The sequence below is a fragment of the Vibrio sp. SALL6 genome (assembly GCF_002002385.1).
Lineage (GTDB): Bacteria > Pseudomonadota > Gammaproteobacteria > Enterobacterales > Vibrionaceae > Vibrio > Vibrio parahaemolyticus.
The window spans coordinates 65274-74532 of sequence record NZ_MQVK01000034.1; the positions used below are offsets into that span (position 1 = coordinate 65274).

At 44.4% G+C, this 9259-nt stretch carries 8 protein-coding genes and 1 tRNA gene; 3 read left to right on the plus strand and 6 right to left on the minus strand.

The genetic code is table 11. From position 1 onward, the window contains the following. The 4 genes from peuA to BIW15_RS20635 form a co-directional block, all read right to left on the minus strand. Positions 1-2094, minus strand: coding sequence for a TonB-dependent siderophore enterobactin receptor PeuA (gene peuA / locus BIW15_RS20620; RefSeq protein WP_077281563.1), 2094 nt, complete (start codon positions 2092-2094; stop codon positions 1-3). A gap of 208 nt (positions 2095-2302) precedes the next feature. Continuing rightward, a complete protein-coding gene (locus BIW15_RS20625; RefSeq protein WP_005459362.1) occupies positions 2303-3676 on the minus strand; it encodes a sensor histidine kinase in 1374 nt (457 codons plus the stop codon). Beyond that, positions 3676-4341 (minus strand): response regulator transcription factor, encoded by a 666-nt coding sequence (locus BIW15_RS20630; protein ID WP_005459337.1) that lies wholly within the window; start codon positions 4339-4341, stop codon positions 3676-3678. Before BIW15_RS20630 ends, BIW15_RS20625 begins: the two co-directional genes overlap by 1 nt. Positions 4342-4499: 158 nt before the next feature. After that, complete coding sequence (locus BIW15_RS20635) at positions 4500-5453, minus strand: L-lactate dehydrogenase (protein WP_021821256.1); 954 nt, start codon at positions 5451-5453, stop codon at positions 4500-4502. Positions 5454-5710: 257 nt separating this feature from the next. On the opposite strand from BIW15_RS20635, the gene BIW15_RS20640 reads away from it, so the two are divergent. Continuing rightward, a complete protein-coding gene (locus BIW15_RS20640) occupies positions 5711-6421 on the plus strand; it encodes a glycerophosphodiester phosphodiesterase family protein (protein WP_063517922.1) in 711 nt (236 codons plus the stop codon). Between the two features lie 30 nt (positions 6422-6451). On the opposite strand, the gene BIW15_RS20645 is transcribed toward BIW15_RS20640, so the two are convergent. Next, a complete protein-coding gene (locus tag BIW15_RS20645; RefSeq protein WP_005479613.1) occupies positions 6452-6934 on the minus strand; it encodes a murein L,D-transpeptidase family protein in 483 nt (160 codons plus the stop codon). A gap of 229 nt (positions 6935-7163) precedes the next feature. On the opposite strand from BIW15_RS20645, the gene BIW15_RS20650 reads away from it, so the two are divergent. Both BIW15_RS20650 and BIW15_RS20655 read left to right on the plus strand, forming a co-directional pair. Beyond that, positions 7164-8159: a 2-hydroxyacid dehydrogenase gene (locus BIW15_RS20650; RefSeq protein WP_063517920.1), complete on the plus strand. Its 996-nt coding sequence runs from the start codon at positions 7164-7166 to the stop codon at positions 8157-8159. A gap of 83 nt (positions 8160-8242) precedes the next feature. Then, positions 8243-8599 carry a YibL family ribosome-associated protein gene (locus tag BIW15_RS20655; RefSeq protein ID WP_024701594.1) on the plus strand — a complete coding sequence of 119 codons (357 nt, stop codon included), beginning with the start codon at positions 8243-8245 and terminating at the stop codon, positions 8597-8599. Positions 8600-9101: 502 nt separating this feature from the next. Here BIW15_RS20655 and BIW15_RS20660 read toward each other — a convergent pair. Further along, positions 9102-9192 (minus strand) — tRNA-Ser (locus tag BIW15_RS20660). Between the last annotated feature and the right edge of the window lie 67 nt (positions 9193-9259).

Sequence of the window (9259 nt, forward strand, 5' to 3'; positions counted from 1 at the left end):
TCAGTACTTGAACTGGATTGTCGCCATGTAGTTTCGTTCTTCTCCAACCACTACGCCACTCGCGCCTTTTTGATCACCGTTCGTGCTACCACCACCTGCGAGGTAGTCAGTATCGAATAAGTTTTCGACATTGAATCGAGCGATGATGTCCAAGTTTTCATCGTACTTATGTTTGTATGACACGCCCATATCAATGCGAGCGTAGCCATCTTTCTTGAAGGTATTCGCTGCATCACCGTAGCGATCACCTTCATAAATCAAACCGAGGTTTAGGTTCGTATTGTCCTGAACCCTGTAGCTAGACCATAGACTTGCCGAGAACTCTGGCACATCGGCAGGGCGGTTGCCTTCAAATCTTTCTGCCTTCTTCAACTCGGCATCCAAGTACATTGCAGAAGCGGTTAGCGACAACTCTGGAGTCACAAAACCTTGAGCCATTAACTCAGCACCTTTGTGAACTTGCTCACCACCTTGCGTTTTCTTGTGTAGGAGCTGATTACTAGCATCTTTACCACTTTCAACATCCAGCGAGATATTTTCTAACGTGATATCAAATACAGCACCTGATACAAATAAACGCTGATCAAACAGTTCCCACTTCGTACCAATCTCATAAGAGATACCACGCTCAGCGTCGAGTTTCTCACCATCATTGATGTAAGTACGACTACCGTTGCTGACTTCACCTTGCGGCATAAAACTCTCAGAGTATTGCACGTAAATAGAACCATTCGATGTCGGGTGGAAAATCACGCCTAACTTTGGAGAAACTTGGTTCTCTGTTAGCGAATCTTCACGCTTTTCGTCATAACGAGCACCCGCAAGTACTTGCCAGTAATCGTTAATCGTCATCATGTTTTGCGCGTAAATACCCCAAGTGTCATGCTCGCCTCTTGGGTATTTTTTCGAGCGTACGGTTCCAGGACGAGTAACTGTCGTGCCTGCCGCTACATCCTCTCCTGCATGGAAAGCCATAAAGCGGTCGTATTTGTAGTCGAGGTAGTTCGCCCCCACCAAAAACGTATTTTCTGTACCCAACAAAGAGAAGTTGGTTGTTACGTCTAAGTACGCGGTATCGAATACCCAGTTATCGGTGCGCTCGTTCCCTTTATGTCGAATCACACCATCTTTGTCATAATTGTCAAACTTAGGGTAAGACTCTACATCAAAACGCTTAAAGTCTTGACGGTTGTAACCCGCTTTCACATTCACGTTATCAGTCACTTGAGCATTAATATCGATACCGTAGTTTTCTACGTCGTTATCAATTTTTGACCACTGAGCGTCCCAGATGTGCTTATCACCACGAACTGGCTTTCCGTCCACGATGTAAGCACCTGAATCTACGCTACCTTCGTCTTTTGTACGGTCATAATGCGCTGACACCATGATGTTTTCAGTGATGTCATACTCAACAACTAGGCCACCCACAGCACGGTCAGTTTGCGGCTTTGTGCCATCGCCATACGTACGCCAAGAGCTGTAGTTTTCTTTCGCAAAAATAGCGCGAGCACGTAGCGTTTCTGCGTCATTTAAAGAACCACTTACATCAAGTACGGTACGCGAATGTTCGTTTGAACCGATATCTTGGCTCAAGCTTACCTGTGTTTGCGTTGTTGGTTTCTTAGAAACCATGTTTACTAAGCCACCCGGCTCAGACTTACCATAAAGTAGACCAGATGGACCTTTTAGCACTTCAACGCGCTCTAAAAGCTCAATTGGCTGACGGTAATGTGACCAGTGCTGACGACCATCACGTAAGAAGCCATCAGAGCTACTTAGTTCAAAACCACGTAGCGAGAAACGTTCACGGTTACGGCTAGTACCACCCGCGCTTACACTCGCGTCATTACGTAACACTTCACCTAGTGTACTTGCGCGTTGCTCATCGATGACGGTTTCGTCGATGACCGCAACCTGTCCCGGAGTTTCTAGCTGCGTCATTTCCATACGCATCGCTGTACTGTTGGTATCAGCTTTGTAGCCGAACTCGCGACCTTCTACAACTAGGTGCTCATCTGTTTGAACGTTTGCCACTGCAGGCGCTGCTAGCACCGCACCGATCACTAATGCCAAATGGCTCTTAGTAAACATATCCTTTCACTCCGATTATTTTCGGGTCGCACATTAAGTGAATGTGATTCCCTCTTATTTATTTTGCGAGTGAATATAAGTGATAAGTATTACCATTTGCATTAAATTTACATTCTTTGCATTTGCAAAGTTTTGTAAAGAACTCTCTGATGAAGAACCGCTCATACGAGATCCAGATCACAAATCGAGTTCACTTCATTGTTACCCGTTATTGTCTGAACACCAAACTCACGGTTAAACCACCTTGAGAACGATTCTCTGCATTGACGGAACCACCCATCATTCGCATCGATTCCTTAACGATCGCCAGTCCAAGGCCGTATCCACCAAGCTTTTTGTCTCGCGAGGCATCCAAGCGGGTAAACGGGTTAAAGATATCGGATAACTTGTTCTCTGGGATGCCAGGCCCATCGTCAGAGACAGACATAACCAGATAAGCCTGCCCATTGATTTCTTGATTAGTCAGAGTCACTTCGATCCGAGCATCTTCACCCGCGTATTTGATAGCGTTGCCAACTAGATTATTCAGACAACGCACCACGAGAGTATCTTCACAGTAAGCTCTCGGCTCGGTCACACGTGAAATAAATACAATGCTCTGTGATTCCCTCAAATCGATTTTGCAACGCTCAACTTGTGGGGCTAGTAGCACTTCAAGATCGCTACGCTTGGTCTCTTTGTCGTAGCGAGCATTCTCAAGGCGACTAAATTCCAAAATGTCACTGATTAGATGATTCAGCTCTTTGGCTTCGTCTTCCAGCCGCGTCACTAATTCTTGTTCGCTTTCACCAACTCGTTTACGTAAAAGGTGCAAAACCAAGTTCTGTCTAGCAAGAGGCGTTCTTAGTTCATGGGACACATCGCGAATCAAAAGACGTTGCTTCTCCGCTAGCGAGTGAATCTCTTTCGTCATGTGGTCAAAATCTTGCGCGAGTTCATTAAATTCTCGCGTGTTGGACTTTAGCTCCTGCACAACACTGACATTAAAATCGCCGTTAGAAAGCTTCTTGCTCGCCTCTCTGAGTCTGTCCAACGGTTGCTGTAAGTTGCGTGCCATTAAAAGCGAGAACAAAGCCAAAATCACGGCGGCAATTACCACTTTGATAATGGAAAAGTACAGTATGAAGTCATTCGCAGGATGTAAGCGATGCGGCAGTTGAATGACTAAGTTGTGCTGCTGAACCAATGGAATGCTGATGATTGGTCGATTCACTTTGTCTTCCAATTGATCATCAATGCTGCGTTTGAATTGGAGCTTAAATTCAAAATGTGGATGCATGAGACGATGCGTCACAGGTTGAAGTTGCTCGTTCAGTACAAACAAATAGAACTGCTGCGCGTTCGCCCAATCAGCCAACTCATCCATGTCGCCATGTTCAATCAACACGTTGGCTTGGTGTGCAAGATCCAACATTTCCATTTTGACGCTATTTGGAACCTTCAACATGGCTTTCACCAAGGCTTGTTCCGCTAACGCTTGCACCAGCAAAATGCTGATGACTATCGCGGTCATGTAACTGAAAAGCTTAAACGCAAGGCTGTCTTTGCGTTTTGCTATGTAGGATGGACACACCAGCTTCATCACGCGCCCACAGATTCTAAATAACTGTAGCCTTTGCCTCGAAACGTTTTGATGTGCTGTTTAGACAAGCCCGCTTCAACCAATTTGCGGCGAATGTTACTGATGTGCATATCAAGGTTGCGATCAAACGGGCTGAGTTCTTTTTTCAACACTTCTGTCTGTAGCTCAGCTTTGGAGATCACCACGCCTTGATTCTTAACCAAATGGCTTAAAAGCTCCGCTTCAGTGCTGGTCAACGGTAAGCTGGTTAGCTGATCACTGATACTCTGGGCGGTATTACAAATGGTTTGGCGTTGACGCTCCAAGCCCACTCGACGCAAGATCGCTTTGATGCGCATTAGCAACTCAGCAACATTGAATGGCTTACCAATGTATTGATCGGCACCCGCTTGATAGCCATCCAGCATCGAGTTTTCATCGTTCAATGCAGTAAGCATCAGAATTGGTGTAGCAAATCGTTGGCAAATACGACGAGCAACTTGCATCCCATTTAAGTTTGGCAACATCACATCGAGTAACACTAAATCGACTGGCGTTTTCTCCATGTACTGCAGCGCGCTTTCACCACAATGCACAGAAGAGACGGTATATCCTTCATCTTGCAAAACTACTTCTAAAAGCTCACACAAAGGAACGTCATCATCAACAATCAGAACTCGAGACATGCCAAATTACCACTTAAATAAAAATGGTTCGCATTCTATTACTCATTTGCAAATTAAACAACCATAGTTTATGGGGCTTTTCTCTGTTTGGAAGACACAAAAAAGCCTACTAAACAGTAGGCTAGATAAGACAATACGGAGAATTTCTTTGTTTACAATCAGCACTTCAAACCTGTCGATTGCGCGACATTCTCAACAATGGATCTCAAGTTCACACTAATAGAGTGTAATGTTTCAAGCTCCTCTTCTGTAAACGGGTGAGTAAGAACCGACTCTGCACCTTTTTTCCCGACCACCGTCGGTAGACTTAGCACGACGCCACTCACACCATATTGACCCGACATCATCGTGCCAACTGGCAACACAGAGCGCTCATTGATTTTGATGGCTTGAATGATTCGAAATACGCTGGCTGCAATACCATGCACCGTATTATGTTTGCGACGAAATATCTCGTAACCCGCTTGCTTAACCGCTTCGAGCAACTCATCAGCATCGATTCTCTCGATATTGTGTGTATCGCAATAATAATCCGCAGGCTGGCCAGCAATAGAGATCAAACTCTTTGGTGTGAAACAGTGGCTTCCGTGCTCTCCCAGTACATAACCAAATATGTTTTTAGGGTCAAGATCCACACGGTTAGCAACAATGCTCATCAAGCGGGCTGTATCGATAACACACCCGCTGCTGATCACTTTGTTTGGCTCAAAGCCTGTATTGGTAGTAATAAAATGAGCAACAATGTCACAAGGGTTGGACACGACAATCAAAACCGCCTTTGGCGCAACACGCTCTATTTTTCTAGCGATCTCGACGCCAATCTTCGCGTTGATTTCTGCGATATCTAAACGTGTTTGTCCTTGTTGAATTTGCGCACCTGCCGTTATCACAACAATATCGGCACCTAACAAATCGAGGTAATCATCTGAGGGAATAATGCGGGTATTTTTGGAAAAGGTTAACGCCGCTGTGTGACGAAAATCGAAGACTTCCCCTTCAGCTCTTTCTAAGTTTTGGTCTAACAGAACAAGTTCACTGACGCTGCCTAGCGTGAGCAAATAATTGCAAACACCAACTCCAACGGCGCCAGCGCCAATCACACCAATTTTCATCTTGCTCTCCCTGAAAAAATGCGGCTCTTGAAAGATACGTCGCTCTTTAAAAATGAGCGGCAAGAGCATAAAAGTCCAACGTCATTTTGTAGCTCAGAATCTGTTACTAATCTAGTCTTTCATTTCCGCACCATGCTTGTCTGGTGAAAATTACACCGTTGAATCGTGACGTTACCGCCCTGAAGAAGCCTTTCACCTCTATATCAACGGCCAAAAGCGAGTACAATCTGGACATCTCATTCAAGAAGGCAAACAAAATGGAAACTCTGTTAATTGGTCACCGCGGCGTTGCCGGCTCGTTCCCAGAAAATACAAAAGTCAGCGTTCAAGCTGCAATTGATCTCGGCCTAAAATGGGTAGAAGTAGATGTTCAGCCAACAAAAGATAACATACTTGTGGTTTGCCACGATCATACGTTAAATCGATGCAGCAATGGCATAGGACGAGTTGATGCGCATACGTTGGAAGAACTAAGACAATTAGATTTCGGTGGCTGGTTCAGCGAAGATTTTGCTGGCGAAACTATCATGACTCTTGAGGAGCTATTAAGCTTGGCTACTGAGCGAGGTCTAAATCTGAATATTGAAGTTAAAGTAGACCGCCATCCAGCGGACGAAGTCGCACAAACGCTCGCAAAAGTGCTTACCGAAAGTTCAATGCCTAGAGAGAACCTTTTACTCTCAAGCTTTAGTCATGATGTCATCAGAGCCCTTTACCAGCATTGCGAAGGTTATCGTTTGGGTGTTTTAAGTGAGTTTTTTACAAAAAAAGACGGGCTATTGTTAGATGAAGTGAAAGCCTACAGCTGTAACCTAAATATTAACTGGGTTCGCTCGCGTCATATCATTAAGCTGCAAGAAGCGGGCTATAAGGTCATGTGTTACACGGTCAACAACCCGAATAAGCTCAAGCACCTTCCGCAATTAGATGGCATTTTTAGTGACCATCCAAAACGTTTTATGCAGTAACTTTTCAAAGCTCCCGTGGGATAACGAGTCCTACCACTCGATCGTGATCGGTGTTCCCATGGTGACAAGCTGGATGAATTCATCCATTTCTTCATTGGTGAGCGCAATACACCCGTTGGTCCAATCAAAACTCTGAATAAAGCTAGGATCTTGCGTCTCACCATTCTTTAAACCATGAATTTTAATGTTCCCACCTGGGGAGACACCTCTCCGGTGCGCCTCTAACGTGTCAATAGCATCGGGATAGCTAATGTGCACCGAGCGATAGAACGCAGAATCCTCAATCACGTAATCGAGCGTGTAACTGCCTTCTGGCGTTCGGTTATCGCCTTCTTCTTGCTTATGGCCTTTAGGACTGGCACCCAATGCAATACGATATTCTTTTAGTATGATGCCATCTTCTATCAAGTACATTCTGCGTTTCGATTTATCAACTTTAACCAGATCGACAGCCGCATGCGTACTGAACGTAACCAATCCACACAGAATTAAAGCACACCATTTTATCGACATTACCAGAACGCCCAAACCAAGAGTCAGAAGGAAATAAAAGAGAAGCTATGCTAGTCAGATGATGCTCACAAAGCAATCTGATTATAACGTTGAGACGTAAAAAAGACGGTGCTAATCGCATCTTGATATTACTGAGATTTAAGCAAAGATTTCGCTATTCATTCGGCCTAAGTTGCATTACTTTATAAGTAGATTTATTTATAAAACCCATACTTTTTGGGAGGGAACTATGATTAACATTGCTTTTTTTAGTGCAAAATCCTACGACGAAGCCTCTTTTAATAAAATTAAGAACAATCGCGACTTCGAATTTCACTATCACGACTTTCGACTCACCGAAAAAACCGCAAAAATGGCGCACGGTTGTGACGTGGTGTGCGCTTTCGTCAATGATGATCTTTCTGCTCCCGTTCTAAAACAACTTTCTTTGGGCGGAACAAAACTCATTGCGATGCGTTGTGCTGGCTTCGATAAAGTCGATCAACAAGCGGCTAAAGAGCTTGGCCTTCAAGTTGTGCGAGTGCCTGCATACTCTCCCGAAGCGGTCGCCGAGCATACCGTCGGTTTGATGATGTGTTTGAATCGTCGTCTCCACAAAGCGTATCAACGCACCCGTGATGCCAACTTCTCTTTAGAAGGATTAGTTGGCTTCAACTTTTTCGGCAAAACCGTTGGCGTTATCGGCACAGGCAAGATTGGTATCGCCACGATGCGAATCTTTAAAGGCTTAGGGATGGAACTGCTTTGCTACGACCCTTACGAAAATCCTCTGGCTTTAGAAATGGGTGCACGATACTGCTCTCTTGAAGAGATTTACGCCAATGCAGATATTATCTCTCTTCACTGTCCAATGAGCGAAGAAAACTACCACCTATTGAACGAAAACGCTTTTGCTCAAATGAAAGATGGCGTGATGATCATCAATACAAGCCGCGGTGAGTTACTCGACTCTGTCGCCGCTATCGAAGCACTTAAACAGGGTAAGATTGGCGCTCTCGGTTTAGATGTGTACGACAACGAAAAGGACTTGTTCTTCCAAGATAAATCCAACGACGTTATCGTGGATGATGTTTTCCGCCGCTTATCGGCATGCCACAACGTTCTGTTCACTGGCCATCAAGCTTTCTTAACTCACGAAGCGCTGAATAACATAGCATCTGTGACATTGAACAACGTAGAAACCTTCTTCTCCGGCCAAGTTTCAGGGAATGAACTAATCAACTAAACATAGAATCGAGGAGGATAGTAGAGCGTAGATTTTCAGCTATGCTATACTCCTCGACCATTAAAAAATTGAGTCTATTTACCATGAGCATTAAAACTGATATTCAAAAGCTGCATAACCGCGTAGATACCTGCCAACGTAAACTGGATGCAGCACGTTCTCGTGGTGATCACGAAATGATTTCTAAATTCACGGATGAAGTTGAAGATCTAACAAAGAAGCTTAACCAACTTAAGCACAAACAAACATACGAACTAAATAAAGAACGTAAAAGCCTGTTAGATATGCCATTCTCTCGTGAAATCACTAAAGCAGAACAGGCAGACATCGGTAAACTGAAGAAACGCGTACGCGGCCTGGTTATCGTTCACCCTATGACCAAAATGGGTAAAGAACTACGCCTAGACGCGATGACTGGCTTCGCACCGAAAGAGTTCTAATACACTCGACAAACACATTAAATGTAAGAACGCCCAAGCCCATCGCTTGGGCTTTTTTGTATCTGAATTAACCAGAGAAAAGGGAAGTTGAATAGCTGCAAGGTGTGCAACAGTAAAACTCAGTTGCCAGTCACTCAATCTCACAGCGTTTAAGTCTTGCTGCTTTAGAAAGCGTCACTTTAGTAGGTTCGAAAGCTTTAATGGAACATCTGTATGCTAAAGATCATTCATTTAAGAACAAACCTTGTATTGAGTGATTGTGTGCTGAATATTAGAACAAGGGCGCCTAGCTTGAAGGGGATCTCAACCGGGGATTTGCTAAACCTCTATCATTTCCAGTTTGCGCTGAAATAAAAAAAGCCTCGCTATTTCTAGCGAGGCTTCTTAATTGTACTGAGAGTCAGGGTCACGGCCGACTTGGGATTAAATACAAACCCCATCTAATTCTCAAACGTCAAACATGACGAAAGCCTGCAAATTTCTTTGCAGGCTTTCTGTATAGTGGCGGAGAGATAGGGATTTGAACCCTAGATACGCTATTAACGTATGCCGGTTTTCAAGACCGGTGCTTTCAACCACTCAGCCATCTCTCCACAAATTGTCATCATCAGATTAGTACACTGAAGATGTTGTTACACGCAGTACGGGTAACGATATTTA

Bases quoted from the DNA above. Each gene is read 5' to 3' on its own strand.
- peuA (WP_077281563.1), bottom strand. From the start codon at position 2,094: ATGTTTACTAAGAGCCATTTGGCATTAGTGATCGGTGCGGTGCTAGCA.
- BIW15_RS20625 (WP_005459362.1), bottom strand. From the start codon at position 3,676: ATGAAGCTGGTGTGTCCATCCTACATAGCAAAACGCAAAGACAGCCTT.
- BIW15_RS20630 (WP_005459337.1), bottom strand. From the start codon at position 4,341: ATGTCTCGAGTTCTGATTGTTGATGATGACGTTCCTTTGTGTGAGCTT.
- BIW15_RS20635 (WP_021821256.1), bottom strand. From the start codon at position 5,453: ATGAAAATTGGTGTGATTGGCGCTGGCGCCGTTGGAGTTGGTGTTTGC.
- BIW15_RS20640 (WP_063517922.1), top strand. From the start codon at position 5,711: ATGGAAACTCTGTTAATTGGTCACCGCGGCGTTGCCGGCTCGTTCCCA.
- BIW15_RS20645 (WP_005479613.1), bottom strand. From the start codon at position 6,934: ATGTCGATAAAATGGTGTGCTTTAATTCTGTGTGGATTGGTTACGTTC.
- BIW15_RS20650 (WP_063517920.1), top strand. From the start codon at position 7,164: ATGATTAACATTGCTTTTTTTAGTGCAAAATCCTACGACGAAGCCTCT.
- BIW15_RS20655 (WP_024701594.1), top strand. From the start codon at position 8,243: ATGAGCATTAAAACTGATATTCAAAAGCTGCATAACCGCGTAGATACC.